19 protein-coding genes are annotated in these 18,873 nt (G+C 55.0%); 12 read left to right on the top strand and 7 right to left on the bottom strand.

Annotation, left to right across the window (positions count from 1 at the left end; all coding sequences use genetic code 11):
* The first annotated feature begins 534 nt into the window (after nt 1-534).
* Nucleotides 535-1,290 carry a Sir2 family NAD-dependent protein deacetylase gene (locus J3T95_RS08535; protein WP_220236679.1) on the top strand — a complete coding sequence of 252 codons (756 nt, stop codon included), beginning with the start codon at nt 535-537 and terminating at the stop codon, nt 1,288-1,290.
* A gap of 775 nt (nt 1,291-2,065) precedes the next feature.
* On the opposite strand, the gene J3T95_RS08530 is transcribed toward J3T95_RS08535, so the two are convergent.
* Nucleotides 2,066-2,446 (bottom strand): toxin-antitoxin system protein, encoded by a 381-nt coding sequence (locus tag J3T95_RS08530; RefSeq protein ID WP_220236678.1) that lies wholly within the window; start codon nt 2,444-2,446, stop codon nt 2,066-2,068.
* A gap of 92 nt (nt 2,447-2,538) precedes the next feature.
* Between J3T95_RS08530 and J3T95_RS08525 the strand changes: the two genes are divergently transcribed.
* A complete protein-coding gene (locus tag J3T95_RS08525) occupies nt 2,539-2,664 on the top strand; it encodes a hypothetical protein (RefSeq protein ID WP_258561513.1) in 126 nt (41 codons plus the stop codon).
* A gap of 339 nt (nt 2,665-3,003) precedes the next feature.
* Here the strand turns inward: J3T95_RS08525 and J3T95_RS08520 are convergent, their stop codons facing one another.
* Nucleotides 3,004-3,450, bottom strand: coding sequence for a hypothetical protein (locus tag J3T95_RS08520; RefSeq protein ID WP_220236677.1), 447 nt, complete (start codon nt 3,448-3,450; stop codon nt 3,004-3,006).
* Nucleotides 3,451-3,463: 13 nt separating this feature from the next.
* Nucleotides 3,464-4,606 carry an amidase domain-containing protein gene (locus J3T95_RS08515; protein ID WP_220236676.1) on the bottom strand — a complete coding sequence of 381 codons (1,143 nt, stop codon included), beginning with the start codon at nt 4,604-4,606 and terminating at the stop codon, nt 3,464-3,466.
* Between the two features lie 852 nt (nt 4,607-5,458).
* Here J3T95_RS08515 and J3T95_RS08510 point away from each other — a divergent pair.
* Together J3T95_RS08510 and J3T95_RS08505 are read left to right on the top strand one after the other, a co-directional pair.
* Nucleotides 5,459-6,169, top strand: a complete 711-nt coding sequence (locus J3T95_RS08510) for a hypothetical protein (RefSeq protein WP_267451104.1) — start codon at nt 5,459-5,461, stop codon at nt 6,167-6,169.
* A complete protein-coding gene (locus J3T95_RS08505) occupies nt 6,163-6,744 on the top strand; it encodes a recombinase family protein (RefSeq protein WP_220236674.1) in 582 nt (193 codons plus the stop codon). Before J3T95_RS08510 ends, J3T95_RS08505 begins: the two co-directional genes overlap by 7 nt.
* A gap of 86 nt (nt 6,745-6,830) precedes the next feature.
* Here J3T95_RS08505 and J3T95_RS08500 read toward each other — a convergent pair whose 3' ends face one another.
* Together J3T95_RS08500 and J3T95_RS08495 are read right to left on the bottom strand one after the other, a co-directional pair.
* Nucleotides 6,831-7,988 (bottom strand): DUF4062 domain-containing protein, encoded by a 1,158-nt coding sequence (locus tag J3T95_RS08500; RefSeq protein WP_220236673.1) that lies wholly within the window; start codon nt 7,986-7,988, stop codon nt 6,831-6,833.
* A 57-nt stretch (nt 7,989-8,045) separates the two neighbouring features.
* Nucleotides 8,046-8,468 carry a hypothetical protein gene (locus J3T95_RS08495; RefSeq protein ID WP_220236672.1) on the bottom strand — a complete coding sequence of 141 codons (423 nt, stop codon included), beginning with the start codon at nt 8,466-8,468 and terminating at the stop codon, nt 8,046-8,048.
* A gap of 361 nt (nt 8,469-8,829) precedes the next feature.
* Here J3T95_RS08495 and J3T95_RS08490 point away from each other — a divergent pair, with 361 nt between their 5' ends.
* From J3T95_RS08490 to J3T95_RS08460, 8 genes are all read left to right on the top strand, one after another.
* Nucleotides 8,830-9,168 (top strand): hypothetical protein, encoded by a 339-nt coding sequence (locus J3T95_RS08490; RefSeq protein ID WP_267451103.1) that lies wholly within the window; start codon nt 8,830-8,832, stop codon nt 9,166-9,168.
* 62 nt (nt 9,169-9,230) lie between these two features.
* The gene (locus J3T95_RS08485) at nt 9,231-9,446 is read left to right on the top strand and encodes a hypothetical protein (protein ID WP_220236670.1); all 216 of its coding nucleotides are present in this window, start codon (nt 9,231-9,233) and stop codon (nt 9,444-9,446) included.
* A 43-nt stretch (nt 9,447-9,489) separates the two neighbouring features.
* A complete protein-coding gene (locus J3T95_RS08480) occupies nt 9,490-9,852 on the top strand; it encodes a ribbon-helix-helix protein, CopG family (protein WP_220236669.1) in 363 nt (120 codons plus the stop codon).
* 683 nt (nt 9,853-10,535) lie between these two features.
* Complete coding sequence (locus J3T95_RS08475; protein ID WP_220236668.1) at nt 10,536-10,724, top strand: hypothetical protein; 189 nt, start codon at nt 10,536-10,538, stop codon at nt 10,722-10,724.
* Nucleotides 10,715-11,056, top strand: a complete 342-nt coding sequence (locus tag J3T95_RS08470) for a hypothetical protein (protein ID WP_220236667.1) — start codon at nt 10,715-10,717, stop codon at nt 11,054-11,056. Before J3T95_RS08475 ends, J3T95_RS08470 begins: the two co-directional genes overlap by 10 nt.
* A gap of 241 nt (nt 11,057-11,297) precedes the next feature.
* Nucleotides 11,298-11,591, top strand: coding sequence for a lactococcin 972 family bacteriocin (locus J3T95_RS09270; protein WP_220236666.1), 294 nt, complete (start codon nt 11,298-11,300; stop codon nt 11,589-11,591).
* Nucleotides 11,592-11,727: 136 nt separating this feature from the next.
* Nucleotides 11,728-13,815, top strand: coding sequence for a bacteriocin-associated integral membrane family protein (locus J3T95_RS08465; protein ID WP_267451102.1), 2,088 nt, complete (start codon nt 11,728-11,730; stop codon nt 13,813-13,815).
* A 25-nt stretch (nt 13,816-13,840) separates the two neighbouring features.
* Entirely contained in the window at nt 13,841-14,512 is a 672-nt protein-coding gene (locus J3T95_RS08460) for an ATP-binding cassette domain-containing protein (protein WP_220236664.1), read from the top strand.
* A gap of 244 nt (nt 14,513-14,756) precedes the next feature.
* Here J3T95_RS08460 and ilvA read toward each other — a convergent pair whose 3' ends face one another.
* Together ilvA and otsB are read right to left on the bottom strand one after the other, a co-directional pair.
* Nucleotides 14,757-16,022 carry a threonine ammonia-lyase gene (ilvA, locus tag J3T95_RS08455; RefSeq protein WP_220236663.1) on the bottom strand — a complete coding sequence of 422 codons (1,266 nt, stop codon included), beginning with the start codon at nt 16,020-16,022 and terminating at the stop codon, nt 14,757-14,759.
* A 256-nt stretch (nt 16,023-16,278) separates the two neighbouring features.
* On the bottom strand, nt 16,279-18,744 hold the full coding sequence (gene otsB / locus J3T95_RS08450) for a trehalose-phosphatase (protein ID WP_220236662.1): 2,466 nt from the start codon (nt 18,742-18,744) through the stop codon (nt 16,279-16,281).
* Nucleotides 18,745-18,873: the final 129 nt, after the last annotated feature.

The following is an 18,873-nucleotide window of genomic DNA, read 5'->3' as shown; positions in this document are numbered from 1 at the left end:
GCCGGGCGGGCATCGGACTGGCAATCAAAAAGCTATAAGTAGCACAAACACGCTCTTGAGTTCTCAAACCACCACCACACCAACAAGCCATTCAACTTCCTCCCGGAAGAAGAACCGCCGTGTTGAGCAGCAAGAGATAAACTTACCACGAGCCAGCCAAAACGCAACTCGGCCCTTCCATAAACACCCTCAAAACAAGTAATAACAAGGCCTCAGACGGCGTGTCGTTACATGCTCCTTCCTAACTTCGAGTCTCACGAAGATGGGCCTTCAGCTCACAGTCCCCGCTTCATGCGCACATTTTATTCACAAATGAACGATCAGGCCCCGGTTCCATCGGCGTGCCGGCTCAGTCCTTTTCATAGTCCTTTTGAACTCTGGTCATAGTCGTCTATATCCAATGCGGAGTTGACCTTCCGTTCTCGACCGCCAGTCATCCACAGCCTATGAATATGAATGTTGATATAGGTGTATGTTCGCGACTATGTTGGTCTGCGAGTCATGGATTCTGTTGACGGATGGTAAGACGGGTGTATGAGCACAACAATTGCAGTACTGACCGGGGCGGGAATCTCGACCTCAGCCGGCATACCGGATTTTCGCGGGCCTGACGGGGTTTGGACCAAGCATCCCGATCAGATGAATGTCTATGACCTGGACCTGTTCATGAGCGACAAGAAGCAGCGGGAGTATTCATGGCGGTGGCAGAAGGAGTCGCCTGTCTGGAAGGCCCAGCCCGGAGTGGCCCACAAGGCACTGGCCAGGCTGGAGCAGGCAGGCATGCTGAACCTGCTGGCTACGCAGAACTTCGATGCCCTTCACGAGAAAGCCGGCAACTCCGATGATGTCATCGTCAACCTTCACGGGAGCATCGGCAGCTCCCATTGCATGAAGTGCGGCCAGGCATATCGGACTGCCGACATCATGGCCAAGCTTGATCAGGAACCCGATCCACACTGCCACAAGCCCATGCCCTACCAGGGCAACATGCCATGCAATGGCATCATCAAGACTGATGTGGTCTACTTCGGTCAGGCCCTGCCCGAGGGAGCCATGGAGAAGAGCATGAGACTGGCCAGCCAGGCCGATCAATTCTGGGTGATCGGCTCCACTTTGGAGGTGTATCCGGCCGCCTCGCTGGTGCCGGTGGCAGCCCAGGCAGGTGTGCCAATCACCATCATGAACATGGGTTCAACCCAGTATGATTCTCTGGCAACCCGACTCATCCACGAACCCATCGAAGAGGCACTGCCCAAACTCGTCGACAAAACCATCGCCGGACAGGGTTGATTCGCTGACTGCCCCGCGCAATTGCTGGAACAGATCTGCGATCTGCAGATTTCTGATGGGTCCTGCAAGAACCTGCAGGGCCCACTATGGCAATCCTTGCGCCGTCTTCCGTCTCACTACAGGCTCACTCCGACTGTACCGGCCCCCTGTCAGCGTCGTTTTGGAACACCGGCACCCCTAACACGCGGATACTCTGCATCAGGTAGCGAACCCCTGCCCCAGAAGAAGGACAGCGAATCGACTCCGGAAGCCGAAGTCTTCCCGCCCGAACAAAGCTCTGATGCCCTGGACATGCCCTTATCAGCACCGACGAGGACTGGAACCAAATACCAATAGGGTCCATGAAATTCGAACAGGAATAATCGCGCTCCCCAGCTCCTCGGCATTCACTCGCCCCATCCTGTCTCTCCACCTATTCGCAGCACCAACAGAGTCAATCTGTGCTTCAAAAACACCCATAGTCACGCCGCAATGATCAGCAGACACCCCGCAGATAGTCACTAAATAGATTAAACATGTAATAGCCGAGCTCAAGCTCGCATGAAAGACATGATCACGAGTACAAATTCATCAGGAAAAGCACCGGCGCCTCTCGCCAGCGGAAGAAATCACCATTTAATGGTGACCGCAGCCGGCGAACCCGCTGGGCCATCATGGCACACATGGCCGGCTGTGGCTTCCCTTGACAGCAGATGATCAAGCGGAGAAGTGCCGAATACCCCGGAATGATCATGCGTGGTCGCCATGATCCGGCAGGTTCGGCTTCAGTCCCGTTTCATGCGCCGACAAGTTCAGTGTGGTGGATTTCGGCGTCCCGCTGGACGAGCATGCGGAAGTATTCGCTGCGGTTCTTCAACCCCTCGCGCTTGATGGCGGCGGATACGTATTCGTCCATGGGTTCGCTCAAGCGCACGCTGTGCTGCACGCTCGGTTTCCTGCCCTGTTCGCGCTGCTCGAGCGATGGGCGCCCCATCAGGGTGGCGAACAGCTTCGTGGCGTCTGTGTCGGGGTCGAGCATGGCCTGGCTGATCCTCCTGGCCTCCTCGCCGCCCCATGCGGAGACCGGCGGCTTCGAGGGGGCCCAGTCGAGCCGGTCCATGCGGTTCTCGTATTCGCTTGCCCTCACGGTCGTGCGTCGTGTGTGCTTGTCGCTCATTGCCGTTTCCTTTCCGTCGTCGTCCTGTTCCCGCCCCGGCCGTCGGGCCAGCGGTGCCAGTAGTCGCGCCACAGTCCGCCCAGGTGCATGACGTGGAATACCCGCATGTCGGGCCCATCGGGGTGGATGAGCACTTCGAGCAGGTCGTCGTCCAATGCGCCTGGGTGCCTTTTGCACACGATGAGCGCTATCGGCGGATCCCCGAGCGCCGAAGGTAGCACGGACGGGTCGTCCGGTCAACGATCGCGGTCCATACCGGTTCACCCATGGCCCTGAGCACCATGGCTTCGTCGAGGCGGTCCTCGCAGAAATGCCGGTGCGTCGAATCCGTGAACCTAATCGCCATACCACTATTGTAATGCACTTTATGACTATGAGAAGAAACTCCGTCCCCTTCTGCTGGGCGCGCTGCGGTGGATCGGCATGTAGTGCAATGCCATTTGTGACGTCCGGGGACGTAGGAATGGTGGCGGGATCATGGGAATATCGTATTTGAATAGTTGAGATCGTGAATTGTTCTTAATCCAAAATAATGTGCTAACTAACTCCCTATGCTGCTATTCAAAATGATGACGAAATTCGGTACTCATTAAATCAATATTAGTCAGGTGTTCCAGCGTAGAATTATGCAAAACGCTGTCGGCGTTGGAAACATGTACATAATCGTAAATCATCGCGGTAATCATAGGAATGCCCGTTGTCGGCGGGTTAGGCCGTGTGGCACAATCGATTATCTCCGGCCTTGTTCTGCAGCTAAAAGTTGGTAATGGCTGATTAATTTTTATCTTAGAATCAATTTCTTGGAATGTGCTATATGTTGATACCTCGTTTTCAGCTGTTTCTTCGTATAGGCGCAAATCCCATGAATACTGATCACTTTTAATCGCAAGACTCGCAAAACATAGTATCCATATTCCTATATAAATAATGCATGCCCGTAAACCGATACGGAACCATTTTCGTTGTATTACCGGTTTACGAACATGCGTTTTCAAACCAATCAAGCCTGCCTAAGCCTTACCATTCCGCTTTCCATTGCAGACCGGCCCATCTGGTCGTTTTTGGAGCATTTTTTACGGAATCCCTAAAGGGGTAGTCATGGCGTGGAGCGCTCTTTTGGCAAATAACTGGAGTTGAATTATAGCCATCATTGATGTATCCGACTACTACCATTACATGGTTGAAGGATCCATCATTGTCCCAATCGCCATAAATAAGACCGCCTTGACCAACCCGCCACGGGCTGTCCTCTTCGGTAAAAGCACCAGAAGAATCCTTCATATAATTATAGTTATGCTGTGCCGTTGACCAAGTATGCGAAGCCTTGGCTATACCGGCAAGATTCCATGTCCATACATGATCATCCCATATCTGCAGTGAATTGCCGAAGGTGGTTTTTAGACCTCCTGCATATATAGCTTGAGAAGCAAAATTAGCGCAGTTCCCGTTCTTTTCATCGTAGATAGGGAAGTCCGGATTCATCTTATTACCCGGAGCATCTTCAGTCCATTTTTCAGCATATTTGGACATCTTTATATAATTCAATCCCGCTCGATTCGCAAAGGGGTCTGACGATTCTCTTGTTTCAGCCGAGTTTGGAACTGATTGAGGAACATTAATCATATCCGGTGTTTCATCATTTTGTTCGTCTGGATATTGTATTTCATCACCGACAACGGTGTAGCCATCCGCATCATTGCCTTTTGTGAGTGCGATACTTATTGAATGAAGATCCGTTGCGGAGGAATCCAAATGGTTCCTGTTTTCACCAGCAATTGTAATTGTGGTACCGGCCTCTGGCACTAGTACCATTTTAGTGGTAATTTCACTCAGTACCTGATAACCGGAGTCGGTTTTTTGAGTACCGATTAGCTTGGTGGTAGTGGATACGTCTTTCAAAGATAATCCTGACTCTTTGTACGATGTAGAATTAATGCCATTCTTTTGCGCCAGCTGGTCTTCTTTATCATTGAAACGCATCTGGACACCAGAATAACTATTTTCAATTTTTTTACCGTATCTGGTGACTATGGATTCCAGTTGGTTTGTGTCCAGGTCAGGTGTCTGCGCAGATGCTACTCCTGTAGTCAGCGTTGAAAAAACTAATGCAGCGGCAAACAGTCCTATTATTCGTTTACCGATAGAAAGTCTGGTGGTCATATCTGTCTTCTCCCGTAGTCAGATTAAATTGATCGTAAACATCTCTGTTTCAATCGAATATAATACACCCCTCAGCTATATTGCGAGTGAGTTATTTCTTTTTATAAATAAATTATCACTTTTATCCGAGCACCCAATATGCTTATCTGAGCAAATCTAAATCACAAGCATCACATTTGAAAAATGACGAAAGCGGAGCAGGAAGCAGTCAGGCTATGGGCGGAAGCAAATGAAATAATAAGAAGAAATAAGGTATTAAACAATGCAGAAATGTTTGTCCTTTGCTTTCAACAGTCCTTTTCCTCTAGTGGCCAGAACATGACTGCTTGATTGGGGCCGTACCTTGCGAACCCGCTGTGCCATCATGGCTCCTGGAGCCGGGTGAAGCTTCCCCTAACAGAGGACAATCAAGCAGGAGAATGCCGAATATCGCAGAATATCATCACCGGGGAAACGCGGACTCAGATATGACGGCAATGCCTATGTGATCAGGCGGCTGGAACAGAAAGAAACGGACCAGCCGAAGTCAGCAGACACAAATCCGCTGAAAACAGGCACGGATGTTAAAAATTCTGAAGAAGAATCAAACAAAGAATAAAATATAAATAGCATTTTAATATTAAAAACAACCGTTTTATATACATTTTATTGGTTCCGCTGAATCTTCGCTGTCCGAAACGGTAAGCCGTAGTTTAACTGGTCTTTTAATCTATGTATTGTAAACATATGGGAAAAGAGAACAATTGCCTTGGAATATTCGCCAGATGGGTGAAACATAGAGCGCGTCGAAGAAGATGGTGGGAAAATTTTAAGGAAAATGTAAACCCATGTCATAAAGGCCCGCTCTGTCTTATGTCGTTCTTGGCTGATTTCGGTCTTTTAATTATGGTCTTAATCTGCTTTTCACCATTCAGGTTTCTTTGGCAAAAACACAAAGACGGGTTAGCTTTTGTTGCCGGATGGGTTCCTCTTGTCTTTTCTTTCTTCATCTTTTCTTATGGTGTCATAGTCATGTATGGAGCCGAATGGGATAAGAGTTATAGTACGGTAACGACGGGCTCCTATCTCCTGCACCTTTTGTATATCTTTCTGATGGTAAATACTTTTATAAATTACTCTGAGGAGTCGTATTCGACTGCGTCGTTTGTGTTTCTCATACTCCTCTTTCTGGTTGAGGCAACGGCGCTGTTCATTTATGCTCGCGATGTTATAAGAGATCGGGAGAGTGATCCGCCCAGCAGGTGGTGGATTCGTACCACGCCATATGCCGTCATCGGTGTGGTCTTCGTGATCGTCCTGTACCTGATGGGAAGATGCAAAATCAACAAATCGGACTATTCGCTGTTCTATTCGGTGGCTGTTTCCGTGCTGGCGGTCAACTATCTGGTGCAGATCATCAACGAGCGTATCGTCCCCAGGGAAGGCCCATACAGGAAGACCCATATGGCGGTCTATAACCGTCCGGTCTATAACGGTCCGGTCCACCGTCCGTTTTCATGGAAGGCGTATGCGCGGCGGCCGAAGCCGTCGCCGTCGGCCGGCCGAGGGGAGGGCGCATGCTGATCGGCTATGCGAGGGTGAGCACGCTTGAGCAGAACGAGGATCTGCAGACCGATGCGCTGAGGAAGGCGGGTTGCGGGAGGATCTATGTCGATCATTCCTCCGGGGCCAAGGCCAGCCGCCCCCAGTTGGACCGGATGCTGGAGGCGTTGCGCGAGGGCGACACGGTGGTGGTGTGGAAGCTGGACAGGCTGGGGCGCAGCGTGCAGAACCTGGTCGATCTGATGGACCGGTTCCATAAGCAGGGGGTGGGGTTCCGCAGCCTGACCGAGAATATGGACACCAGCACGCCTGGAGGGGTGCTGGTCTTCAACATCTTCTCCGCCTTGGCGCAGTTCGAGCGGGACCTGATCCGGGAACGCACCATGGCCGGCCTGACGGCGGCCAGGGCGCGCGGCAGGAAAGGCGGCCGCCCCTACAAGCTCTCCGACAAGGACGTCGCCATGGTGCGCCAGCTGTACGATTCCAGGACCGTGACCGTCAAGGAGATAGCCGCCAGGTTCAACGTCAGCCGAAGCACCATCTACAAGGCGATCGGACGGGTAGGGGAGAAGGAACAGCACCAGGCAAGCCTCTGAAGGAACAGCCGCGCCGGAGGAAGCGCCAGAGAACTATCCTTGTCCTTGCGGGGATGGCTCCTCACGCCCTGGCTGACTGGGCGGCTTTACTGTTCCGGTTCAGGCCATTCTCCTCTGGTCCAGCCGCGCATTGTTCCTTTTTTCGTCTCATCGACCAGGGACTGGTAGACATCGCCGGCGATCTTCTCCGGGTCGGCGTCTACTGCCCAGGGCCTGACCATTTTGTCGCTTTCCACTTCCTTAGTGAATTCCATGAGCCTGTCGTGTTCGTCATCGTTTCGCCAGCGTCTCTCGGCGGGCAGATTCTCGGGATGGTCGCACACGAAGGACAGCACCCTGACATCAGGGTTGGCTTTGGCCATCTCATACTCCTCATGCGTGTAGCTCCTGTCCGCGCGGGGGGTGAGGGTGCCGTACCTGCCGCCCAGGAGCAGCACGTAGATGTCGGTGTCATTGAGCCTTTCGCGGATGTAGTCGAGCTGGCTGCTGTCGGAGGCCATGAAGTTCTCCATGCCGATCGGCATGAAGTCTTCCGTGGAATATAGCCTCCCCAGCACAGCCGCGCGAATATCCCTCATATCCTCGAAGGTCGAGCTGACGAACACCGTGTAATGTTTCCGCCCAGCCTGCTCCGCTTGCGTTGTGCTCTGCTGGTGCTCCTGCGGATCCTGTCCTTCGTTTGGCTGTGAACGGTAGGCTCCATTGGACAATCTCGAATGCTGTACTAGTGGATCCACTACATCAGAAAGAATTTTAGGTGAATTTGCAACAAAGCCTGTATTATCAACAGGCTCCACTGAAAACATGGGGTGTCTCTTTAACGGCGGTTCGCGGAATCTATCCTGTGATCTAGGTTCCTCCCAATGTGAAGGCCTGTATCGTAGAGATTGAATGGCGTGTTCAATCTGCGCCCTAGGAAAGTTATCGCCGAGAACCACCTCATAATCGGCTTCAGTCATTATCGTTTTGTCGAAAGCAGACAGAGCACCTAGCGTATCTGTTAAGTTGTTAAGAAGACTTTCTATTTTACTTTCACCGCTTATCGCCTTATTAAGAGGCAGGAGGCAGTTGGCCAGTTGAAGTTGAGCAGCGGTCAGAAATAAGTTCAACCTTGGAAAATCGTTTTGCCTAAGCTGGTACCTACTAAAGAGATATCCATTGAAGAGCTCGGGGTGTTTGTCTGCATCGAATTGTTTACATGCATCTATGGCATGATATATTTTTTCTTTTGCATAGACTTCCATAGGAAAATCATAAGACCAAGCTACAAGATTCCTGGCTCTGCTGCTCTCCCTCTCGGATTACAGGGGGAGAAAACAAGCAATGATGCCATCCAGGGCAACTGCATATGCGGCATAGGCAGAGATAATTATGGCTTCTCGTAAGTTATTATGAGATTCCAATATATCGACCTGTGCCTTCCACTCATCAAGGAGGTTTTTTTGGTTTTCCCCCGTGGATTGTGGCTGTGCCTGTGCTGTGGTGTTTACCAGCATGGGGGTTTTTATGGGGCTGTATAGATCACCCATGATCACCGCAGCGATCAAAAATACAATGGTCACCAATAAGATAGTGCAGAAAACAAGCATTACTTTCTGCGGAGTGCTCTTAAGCTTCTTCCAGGCGGGCTGCGACATGAAGGAGATGAAGCTGGACACTGCGCACAACGCGAGCAGGCGCTGTGCATGCCATTTGCTTGTCGCGCTGGTCTTTAAGGTCGTCATACCTCTGCTGGAGCTGTCCAAGGGTTAGCCATTGAATATCGTCTGGGCGAAAAAGAGTCAGTTTTTGATTCTTCAGCTCCTTGAATTTCTTCCGTATCCCCATCATGGATGCCTCCCCACCACGCCGTTATGGACAACAGTATTTACCCGCCTCTGGCCAAAATTCATAAAATATGTACCACATATTCCATATGGTCATACGGCAAGCAGCTGGGCCTGGTGTCCCCGGTCGCCGCCCAGGAGGCGACAGCCTATGCGGATGCGCTCAACTACATGCTGGCGACGCCAGGATGGCATGCGCCCATCGGCAGGGTCGCGGCTGGAAAATCCAAGGAACACCCAGAGGAAAAGAGTGCGGCCTTTGACTGTAGGTCGTCAGTGTGGTGCCATATGGATGGAGGGCGGGGGAGAGAGGAGCTCAAACGCTCAAGATGGCCAGAAGCGCTGGCGGGCATGGTGTATCGCCTGCCAGGAAATCGGCTATGCCGTCCTACATCATGCAAGCAAAGAGGAGATTCAGGATCGGAATGGGCTGGATGCCGTGGTTCTCGTCGGGCCCAGGCATCCTGGAGCGCTTGGAAAGGGCTGCATCGAGGTCATAGTCAAGGAAGCCGAGCCCGGGGATTTCGTCGCCTTCCAGATCATGACCGTCACCGACGTGTGGCGGCGGCTGATCAAGTCGCACAAGCACGACCGATAGACGGCCAGACCACACCAACCAATAATTTAAAAAGCCATGTTATTGGGTACAGGAGAATAGCCATGAACGAATACGAGTACGAGCCTAAGACGGAACAAGAGCACCGGCAGATGGAGGAGATGAACGCCAAGGCCGAACGCGAGGAACGCCTGGACGTCATACCAGGCTCCGTACGACGCAAGGATCCGAACCGCGGAGTGGATGAGGACGAGTTCTTCCACGACCTCCAGGAGGAATTCGACCAGATGCGCCTGCGCCGGGCCGAGGCCACCCGGTGAGGGCGGAGAGGGACAGGCGTGCAGGAAGGGAAAGGAGCGCGAAATGGCCAAGCAAGTCACATCCGAGAACCAGGAGGACATCGATGCGCTGATCCGCGCAGCCGACCGGGGGGAGCTGATCCACCACCCGAAGGCCGCCATCCGGCGGGACCCCGACGCCCCGCTGCTGACCGACGAGCAGGCCGCATCGCTCATGGCCCAGAGCCTGGCGAAGTTGGAGAAGCCGGAGGAACGGCGGGCCGAGGCACGGACCGCTCGACGCACCTGGAGGGTCAGGGTGCCCGAGGACCTGGACGACAAGGCCAGCCGGCTGGCCAAGAAGGAAGGCATCCCCAAGTCGGCCATCATCCGCAAGGCCGTCGCCCGATACCTGCAGGCCATGGCCGAGCAGCCGACAGAAGCCTGACGGCCACCGCACCAGGACGCAAGGGCGCCCCAAGGAATTCCAATCTTCATGGATTCCTGGGGGCGCCCTTCGTTTATGCGTTCATGCGTTCGGCTGCGCGTAGGCGATCCCGCGAGGCATGCCCAGAACGGTCAGCCGGTCCTGAGCCATCCTGGTGGAATGCTCCACCTCCATGCACGGGGTACAAGCCCGCCGGAGCCGGCAGGAAAGAACAGAGCCGGGCGTGTGCACCGGAAGAACCGCCGCAGTCCGAAGCGAGTATGCCACCGTTATCCCGGAAAAGACCCAAAACCAGCTCACCACATCCATAAAACACCAGCAATCACATTCACCAAACATAACCACCCAAGCATCAGACCCACCAGCAATCACGAAACCACCATCAATCAACACACTCCAAATGCACCAACCAGCGCAGACAAGCCACAATCAGGCCAAATCCAAGAGATGGACTTTGAATGCAATAAAACCCCTCTTAGCCCTACTCGCAGTGGGACTAACGAGGGGCCCCTATATACCTATACTAGATACCTATACCAGAAAGCTTGAGTTTTTGACTTTGATTTTGACGGTGGATAACTTCGCTTCGCGGTCATTGGGGGAGACGCTCATCGAGAAGCTGCGCAAACAGATTAAGAGCGTGGTCGGGGAACTGCAATCGCTGCTGGACGAAACGAGGAGACATGGACGAGAACCCGAACCAGGGCAACGAGGAGGACCTGAGCACACGACTGCGCGAGACGAGGCATGTGCTCAAGGAGCTCAGGAACTCCAGGGCGCAGATACAGCTCACCTCCAGCAGCCAGTTGAACCTCAAGGAGCAGTTGGAGGTCATAACCTCCACGACGGAACAGCCAACCAGATGCTGCTGACCAGCTTGCAGCGATCAGAGGACCCAGGCGACAGGCAGAACGAGGCCTCAAGGAAGGTCATCCTCTCTGGCTGCAAGGCGTTCGAGAAGAGCGTGGAGCAACCGGCCAGCAGGAACGAAACACAGCTCAGGAAGATGCACGACGGGCAGCAGCACGTGAACGAGCGGGTCTCCAGGCTGCAGGGCGAGCAGATCGGACGGATGGGCGACCGGCTACCGGCAGCAGATCCGCAGCTGGCTGACCGCCACTATCCCCGCCAGTGTCATCAGCAGAGGCATTCTCTGCATGATTCCGCACTGCATCCACTAAAACATCCCATGCTCGTGGTGTGAGTGCAACCAAGCAAACTGGTCTTGGGTGTGTTGTCCGAACTCCGGCAAGGGAATTGTTCCAGGAATGGTCAGCGTCATCGTACCGGTTCGGATTCCGCATCGGTGTCAGTGACATAAGAGTGGCCTCAATGTGTGAGAGGCTGGAATGAGTTAGCTGTATTTGATTTAGCTGTGTTTATGGAGTATAACGAGTGGCGGTGGAAAGTTTTCACCATCATATTTGTTTTCAAAGGAGAAAACTATGAGGAAGTTTGGGAGAGTTGTTGCTTCATCAATGGTAGCTCTTGCATTGTCGACTGGTATAGCGCCTGTTGCCATGGCAGGTGGCGCTGGTGGAGGTAGTTTTACTTGTGATCTGTCCGGGGTTCCAGCTTGGGGACATGTGACTTCGTCATATATGCATCCGAAGAAGAACCATTATGCGACCGCGATAGGTACTGGACGCGTCACATCACAAGCATATAGCGGTAAATGGGCTGTCGCTCAGACTGGCCGCCGTGCTAAAGGCAATCAGTGCTACTGGGGTATATATTAACTCAGTTACGAGTATCAGGCATGCTAATACCATGATGCTTAGTATCACTGAGTGAACGAGGCGCTGACCCCTATTTGCCGGCATGTGCGGGCACATGCCGGCAGGACTTCTCTTTGCTTTGGGTGGGTGAGGTGATTTGCGAATTCACTGGATTGAACGGTTGACTATTTGGGCTTCCTTGATTCTGACCATGGTGGTGACATTCGAGATGCTTATCACCATCGACCAGGAGCTTCCTGCGGGTACTGGTACCTCTTTCACCATCGAGAGGGTTGATACCGCGACAAAGGCGGATGCTGTGCGTGCGATTGCCCAAGCTTCAAGAACTTTGGGGATCAATGTCTTCAAGATCCAACCTTCATTTCGTAACTCGATGAATTCTCGTGTTCTCGTGGCCTTTGTGGGTGACCAAAAGTCTTTTCAACGAAATGGAGGGTACGATTATCCTTCCTTTTCAACGCGTGACCAGTCAACGAAAGTAGTTTCTTATAAAGAGATTACCACCCAGGACTTGCGCGGAAGCTATGCGACCAATGCGGATAGGTCGCATATGGAACAGCTCGCCAAGGCTTTGTCACGTTCCCGGATAGTGGTTGACGAATCACAAAGCCTCTGGTCACGAGGCTTCTGGATAGCTGCGATGATATATGCGTTAGGGAAGGGTGGCCTTTGGGCGGGAGTCGTTATCATCGCCATCACATTGGTGGTTTCCACCGCGTATTCCCTGTCCAGGAACAGGAAGATACATGCGATCAAGGCAATGCACGGTTATACCAGCGGAAGGATACTTGTCGGCGAGCTGGTTTCACTGCTCGCCACGCTCGCCGTGGGATTGATGACGATTGCCTTGGTGGGATTGCCTTTCCTCTGGATTGTCAATGACTTCCACCAGATTTGGAGACTCCTCCGAACGCTGTTGATCGCCGTGGCTGTATTGACAGCATATCTTGTCTTCCTGGCGTTGACTTTAGGCGGTGCCAGTACATTCCGCGATCGGATACCCGCCGTCCTTAACGGGGAGGGCGACGAACTCCGTGATGGCATCATCGCGGGTTTTGCCCAGTTCATGGTGGTGGCTGTTCTCTTTGGTACCATCAGCGGGTCTCTGAATAGAATCAGCGCGGTACAGAGCACCAGCCGGTCCCTGGCACAGTGGTCTCGCATCTCGGATCAATATGTCCTCAGATTGTCAGTCAACACCAACACCCCACACGAGGATGATCTCCGGACAGCGCCTCCCCTGATGAAAGTGATCGAGGATCTTGACAGCAGAGGGAAGGCAATGCTGGTCGGATATAACGGTGACTCCGTTCGTCCCGCTGATGGGAACAATGATCCTTATGAACCGGACGGATCCGATTCGATGATAGTGAGCCCGAACTATCTTGACAAACAACCCATTGCCGGACTTGATGGGAAACCGGTTAGAGTGGTTGGAAGAGATATTGGGGCTTTCACACTCCTGGTGCCTTCATCATATAAAGGGGACCCCGGAGCCTTGTTGAAGAAATATGCCGAATATTTCAAGACACAGTGCCAACTGGGTGTTACCCAGAAACAGAAACCATATTCCTGTAGCCCTCACGGCGTCCTGGTCCGCACACGTTCGGGCCAAGACATATCCCTCTTCTCGGGGACCCAGTTCATGCCTGCAGAAGATCAGCAGAAGCTGTCTTTGAAGGATCCGGTGGTAGCCGTCACATCCCCATCGTCAGGGTTGATCAGCCCCATGGTATACCTGTCATACACATCAAGCGATAGTGTATTGTTCTCCGATCCGGAACTCCTGCAAAGCAAGCTGGACCATTATGGAATCTCCGGATACTTCCAGGGTATTGACAACGCCAAAGACTCGGTAGCGTATACATTGTCATTATCCCGGAACGAGCAACGCGGGGACATCATAGCCATATCGTTCGGTCTGGCCGCTGCCATGATGGCCATCCTCGTGTGCTCGGCCGCGTATTGCGCAAGACGACGCAGACTCTCCTTCGTCCAATTCATCCATGGATACGGGTTCTTCAGAAGACACGGAGGCTTTCTTGTCATGCAGAATACCGGGGTGCTGCTGACCCTCATGGCAGTCGGCATTATCGGCTCGATGAGCAAGGTTGCGGATCTGGTGGCTGGAACATTGCTCTTCGCCGGATCCAGCCTCATCATGGCCATTACCGTATCGGTATACGAATCAAGGTTCCGTGCCGACGACATCAAACGCCCGTGAATCCACGGTGCGGAGGGAGATGCATATGACAGACGCAGGCAGGCAGCCGACATTGAAAGTCGAAGGACTTACCAAGAGATTTGCAGAACACACCTTATGGTCGAGACTGTCCTTCGACGCTGGACCTGGTTCCATAATCGCAGTGAGCGGGCCGTCCGGTGCAGGCAAAACGACCCTGCTCAACTGCGTCGGCTTGTTGGAGGACTTCGATGAAGGATCGGTCACTTACAACGAAGGGACATTCCGCTCCGGTTATTTGCATAAGAGCCGGAAGGGGCAGCGAGTGTGTCTTCGCGAAAACATAGGATTTCTATTCCAGAACTATGGTCTTGTCGAACAGTGGAACGTGTCGCATAACCTGCAGATTCCCCTCAAAATGAAGAAGCGCGAGCATCGCAAGGAACAGGACGAACGAATCGGCAGAGTACTTGACATCGTCGGAATGAATGGCTCGCAGAAGAAAAAGATTTACACCCTATCGGGCGGGGAACAACAGAGAATCGCCCTCGCGAGGCTTCTGCTCAAACAGCCGGGTGTCATTCTTGCAGACGAGCCGACCTCTGCGTTGGATCAGGACAACGCCAACGTCGTAATACGCATACTGTGCGAACTTGCCCAACAAGGCGCTGCCGTCATCATCTCAACACACAATGAGGAAATAAAGCAAATCTGTTCGTCGATTATCGAAATAGGCTGATATACCCACGTCCTCCACCCGCAGACCGTGGCGACTCCGGGGAAGGGACTCCGCCTGTGATAAGACGCAAGGCAGCACAAGGATTGCCATAGATTGGTCCTTTAAGAACCAGCAAGTCCCATCAGCCAAGCCCAGCAAAGGCATCGGCGATTCCGACTGTTCTCGCAGCGATGATCATTGTCCATCATTGTCCCCGAACATCGGATGCCGGGCACGGGCACCGGATCCAATCTTGACATAGTGCTCAGTAGTTCTGATGGACCTGGAAGCCTCGACTACGCAAGGTATCCAGGATCTGGGTGATGTGATCGGGGCCGTTAGTCTCCACAGTCACCTCCAAGAGCACACCGTTGTCATAGTGGCCGGAGGATTTGAACTGGTCGTGGTTGAGCTCGATCACATTGGCACGCAGATCGGCCAGGACCGTGGCCACCTTAACCAGCTGACCAGGAACGTCGGGCAGCTCCACGCCGAACTGCATGATGCGTCCGCGGGAGATCATCCCCCGCTGGATGACAGCACCCATGGTGACCGTATCGATATTGCCGCCCGAGATGATGGGGACGATCACATGCGGCCCCGGGGCCGACCGGAAGACCTCGGACTGCAGATCCAACTGTCCCAGGGCCGCCAGGGAGACGGCGCCAGCCGCCTCGACCACCAGTTTGTGCTTCTCCAGCATGAATAGGATCATCTCGGAGATGTCGCTTTCGGTCACCTGGACCAGATCATCCATATAGCGGCTGAGCAGGGCGTAGTTCAGATCGCCGGGACGCCTGACGGCCACGCCCTCGGCGGCCGTACGCATCTGATCCGCCGCGACCACATGACCAGCTGTCAGAGATTCACGCCAGGCCGGAGATCCGACCGGGGTGGCTCCGATGACTCTGACATCTGGCTTGAAGGTTTTTACGGCGAGCGCAACGCCAGCGCCCAGCCCGCCCCCACCCAGGGGAACCACGATATCGGTGACATCGGGCACATCCTGAAGAATTTCCATGGCGATGGTCCCCTGACCACAGACGACCTCGTAGTCGTCAAAGGGCGGGACGAAGGTCATGCCGCGATCACGTGCCAGACCCAAGGCGTAATCGGAACTTTCGTCGAAGACCTCGCCCTGCAGGACAACCTCGGCGCCATAGGCCCGAGTGGCATCGACCTTGAGGGGCGGAGTGATCCGGGGCATGACGATGGTGGCCTTCGCGCCACGGCTGCGTGCGGCAAAAGCCACCCCCTGGGCATGATTGCCAGCGGAAGCGGTGACGATGCCGCGGTCCAGTTCGTCCTGATCCAACGAGGCCACCTTGTTATAAGCTCCGCGAATCTTGAAGGATCCAGTCAGCTGCAGATTCTCCGGCTTGAGCAGAACGCGATGGCCAATCCGAGCACCCAGGTCATCGGATTGCTCGATAAGGGTGTGACGGGCCACACCTTCCAGACGTTGGGCGGCTTTGCGCAAATCAGCGGCATGATCTGCCTCAAGACAGGCAGTGATTGTTGAAGTATCCATGCTCCAAGTATGGTCGGCCGGGCCCGACCAATGGGGCCGGCCGTCAACATGGTGGACATCCGAACATACCGAAAAACCAAAACCTGCGGACAATCGGACGTCCGGGCGCCCGAAGACCGGACAAGCATGAGAGCAGACCTGAAACAACCAGACCGATAACCAAGCCAGCCACCAGCCCGCCCGTGAACTTGACGGACTTCACGAGCGGTCACCGGTAGTGCCTAACAGTCGCCGGTGATGGCAGTGGTCGCCTGTCTTACTTGTCGTCAGTGAGCTGGGCATGCGCCTCGTCGACCACGGTATGGTCGTCGCGGAAGTCGTGGGATGCCACGGGCTCATTGGAGTCACGGGCCACACCGGCACCCAGGTCGGCCAGCAACAGAGTGACCGCGGTCGGATCGTTGACCCGCAACCGGGCCTTGGTCTGGCCGGGCCCGACCTTGATGGTCCAGCCCTTATCAGGCATGACGGCGAACATGGTCTCGTCCGTTTCATCGTCGCCCAGGGCCATCATGAAGTCGTAGTCGCCGCTGTTGACGAAGGGCAGGATGGCCTGGCCCTTGCTGGTGGCCACAGGGGTGACCTCGACGACCTTGGAGTTCTCCATGATCATCAACCCCAGGCCGACCACTACTCCGCGCAGGCGATGGAGCAGATCCTGACGCTCCTGGTCGGCCACCTGGGCATCGCTCATCCGGTAATGCCAGGCCACCGCATCGGACTTGCTCTCCACAAAGGAGTTGGGGACCCTGGTGGCCGACTCATCCATGATGGGCCGGATCACCTTCTGCCAGGTATCGGAGTCGGGCAGGCCTTTCGCCCGCTGCCACTCCTCCGAGTCGCTGCCGGGCAGGTTGCGGTTCCAGGCGCCATGCTCGGCAATCAGCCCCACCGGCAGGTCACCGAACCAGTCCTGCATGATCTGATGGCTGCGGCCGGAGACCAGCAGGAAGTCCACATCGGGATTGCTCCCCACCTGGGTCAGCAGGCGGCGAAGGGCCTGGGTGGGCTTGGCCCGCTCAGGACGGCGAACAAGCGGGGTCAGCGTCCCGTCATAGTCGCACAGGACCAGACGACGATGGGCGCCGTCCCACTGATGAACGATGGCGTTGTGGTGATCCATACGCAGCCTCCTGTCCGTCATGCCCGGAGTGGACACCTGCCGCAGGGAGTCGAGGAACGAGGTGCACCAGTTGGCTGCGGTGCGCACCTTGAGTCGGGCCTGCATGCGGATGTTGCGCCGCTTGGACTCCTCGGGGGTGATCTCCAGGGCGTTGTGCAGGGCCTCGCAGACCATGTCGATATCGTAGGGATTGACGATGAAGGCATCGGTCAGCTCGTCGGCAGCCCCGCACATGTCCGACAGGACCAGGGTGCCGTCGCGTCCGTCATGGCAGGCCAGGTACTCCTTGGCCACCAGGTTCATCCCATCGCGCAGGGGGGTGACCAGGGCTACGTCGCCGGCCGTGTAGATGCCGCAGACAGGCTTGATGGACAGGGAGCGGGTGATGTAGTGGATGGGGGTCCAGGCCAGCAGGGAGTAGCGGCCGTTGATCTCCCCCACCAACTGGTCCACCTGGGCCTTGAGCCGCTGATAGGACTCGACGACCTCACGCGAGGGGGTGGCCAGCAGGTAGTAGGTGACATGGCCCACCCACTCAGGGTACTTGTCCAGCATGCGGCCGAAGGCCTGAAGCCGCTCGGGCAGACCCTTGGTGTAGTCCAGACGATCCACCGAGACGATGACCTTGTTGGACCGGCTGCCCACCGAGGAGGCCGCCTGCTTGGCCAGCGTGGACTCGGGGATGTCCTCCTTCATGTAGTGGCTCCACCAGTTGGCATCCGATGCGGCGGCTTCGTTGGCCGCCACCCCTTCAGCCGTCACCGATGTGCGATAGCGATGACGGGGGGACTTGCCGCAGACCTCGTCGATCCCTCGCCGCATGGCCCGAGCCAGGCTGGAGTGGGCGGTACGCCGGTAGAGGTTGTAATCGATGCCGATGGGGAAGGCGTCGATGGCTGCTCGGTGGCCGTCAGGCATTTCGACCACGCCGTCCCGGTTGACCGGCAGTTCGGGCAGCAGCCTGTGCAGCGAAGCCAGGAAGCTGGCGGAGAAGTCCACCGTATGGAAGCCGATCAGGTTGGCGCCCAGGACACCCTCCAGGATCTCGCGGCTCCATGGCAGGGAGCGGAAGATCTCGGCGCTGGGGAAGGGCACGTGCAGGAACCAGCCGATGGAGGCATCGGGGTAACGTTCGCGCAACATCTTGGGCAGGAGCATCAGGTGGTAGTCCTGGACCCAGATGGTGTCGCCCTTGCGGATGAGCGGCTCCACCACCTGCGCGAAACGCATGTTGACCTTGCGGTACATCTCCCAGTCCTCCTGGCGGAAGACGGCCTCATGCGAGAAGTCATGGAAGAGCGGCCAGAGGGTGTTGTTGGAGAACCCGGCGTAGTATCCGTTCAGCTCCTCCTTGCTCAGGAATATAGGAATGCACCGGCTCTCCCGGTAGGCCTGACGGATGCGGTCCAGCTCCTTTTCCGAGTACTTCTGAGGATCGATGCCGCTCCAGCCGATCCAGAGGCAGTCCTTATGGGAACGGTGGTAGGGGCCGATGGCCGTGGCCAGTCCCCCCACGTTCTGGCGCAAGGTGTAAGAACCGTCCTCCTGTGCCTGCAGTGACATGGGCAAACGGTTGGAGACGATGATCAGACGAGACATGCAACCCGCTTTCTTTTCCCGTCCGCGCCGGAATCGTCGGGATTGACCACAGCGCGAACCCATCGCCCCGGGACCCGCGGACCCGACCGGTCCGCACAGGCCCATCAGGGCATCGCTGACTTCCACTCT

Source organism: Bifidobacterium sp. B4079 (assembly GCF_026537385.1).
GTDB classification, from domain to species: Bacteria; Actinomycetota; Actinomycetes; order Actinomycetales; family Bifidobacteriaceae; genus Bombiscardovia; species Bombiscardovia asteroides_I.
Note: the sequence above shows the minus strand (reverse complement) of the source record. Positions and strands in the feature narration are given on the sequence as shown.

What these genes read in the sequence shown, in the direction of transcription:
- J3T95_RS08515 (WP_220236676.1), bottom strand. Translation starts at nt 4,606, where the DNA reads ATGACCACCAGACTTTCTATCGGTAAACGAATAATAGGACTGTTTGCC.
- J3T95_RS08535 (WP_220236679.1), top strand. Translation starts at nt 535, where the DNA reads ATGAGCACAACAATTGCAGTACTGACCGGGGCGGGAATCTCGACCTCA.
- J3T95_RS09270 (WP_220236666.1), top strand. Translation starts at nt 11,298, where the DNA reads ATGAGGAAGTTTGGGAGAGTTGTTGCTTCATCAATGGTAGCTCTTGCA.
- ilvA (WP_220236663.1), bottom strand. Translation starts at nt 16,022, where the DNA reads ATGGATACTTCAACAATCACTGCCTGTCTTGAGGCAGATCATGCCGCT.
- J3T95_RS08460 (WP_220236664.1), top strand. Translation starts at nt 13,841, where the DNA reads ATGACAGACGCAGGCAGGCAGCCGACATTGAAAGTCGAAGGACTTACC.
- J3T95_RS08510 (WP_267451104.1), top strand. Translation starts at nt 5,459, where the DNA reads ATGTCGTTCTTGGCTGATTTCGGTCTTTTAATTATGGTCTTAATCTGC.
- J3T95_RS08495 (WP_220236672.1), bottom strand. Translation starts at nt 8,468, where the DNA reads ATGACGACCTTAAAGACCAGCGCGACAAGCAAATGGCATGCACAGCGC.
- J3T95_RS08505 (WP_220236674.1), top strand. Translation starts at nt 6,163, where the DNA reads ATGCTGATCGGCTATGCGAGGGTGAGCACGCTTGAGCAGAACGAGGAT.
- J3T95_RS08500 (WP_220236673.1), bottom strand. Translation starts at nt 7,988, where the DNA reads ATGGAAGTCTATGCAAAAGAAAAAATATATCATGCCATAGATGCATGT.
- J3T95_RS08530 (WP_220236678.1), bottom strand. Translation starts at nt 2,446, where the DNA reads ATGAGCGACAAGCACACACGACGCACGACCGTGAGGGCAAGCGAATAC.
- J3T95_RS08485 (WP_220236670.1), top strand. Translation starts at nt 9,231, where the DNA reads ATGAACGAATACGAGTACGAGCCTAAGACGGAACAAGAGCACCGGCAG.
- J3T95_RS08480 (WP_220236669.1), top strand. Translation starts at nt 9,490, where the DNA reads ATGGCCAAGCAAGTCACATCCGAGAACCAGGAGGACATCGATGCGCTG.
- J3T95_RS08475 (WP_220236668.1), top strand. Translation starts at nt 10,536, where the DNA reads ATGGACGAGAACCCGAACCAGGGCAACGAGGAGGACCTGAGCACACGA.
- J3T95_RS08470 (WP_220236667.1), top strand. Translation starts at nt 10,715, where the DNA reads ATGCTGCTGACCAGCTTGCAGCGATCAGAGGACCCAGGCGACAGGCAG.
- otsB (WP_220236662.1), bottom strand. Translation starts at nt 18,744, where the DNA reads ATGTCTCGTCTGATCATCGTCTCCAACCGTTTGCCCATGTCACTGCAG.